Genomic DNA, 223 nt, shown 5'->3' with positions numbered 1-223 from the left:
CCTTCGCGGCTCTGGTGACCCTGCTGTTCATCCTGACCGTGGCCGGGGCCGACAACGCCTACATCCTCTGGGGTCTCCTGTTCCTGTCCTTCGGCTGCCTCGGCTATGTCAGTCCCTCGACAGCGGTGCTGGCGCTGGAGGACCATGGATCGATCGCCGGAACGGCTTCTGCGCTCATGGGCACCCTGCAGCTCAGCACCGGCGCCGTGATGATCGCGCTGGT

General features: G+C 65.9%; 1 pseudogene. It reads left to right on the top strand.

Annotation, left to right across the window (positions count from 1 at the left end):
* Positions 1–223: pseudogene (locus E4K09_RS24385) on the top strand (multidrug effflux MFS transporter); the annotation flags it as partial.

The organism is Microvirga pakistanensis (genome assembly GCF_004458765.1).
Taxonomy (GTDB): Bacteria; Pseudomonadota; Alphaproteobacteria; order Rhizobiales; family Beijerinckiaceae; genus Microvirga; species Microvirga pakistanensis.
This window is presented reverse-complemented; position numbering and strand designations above follow the sequence as displayed.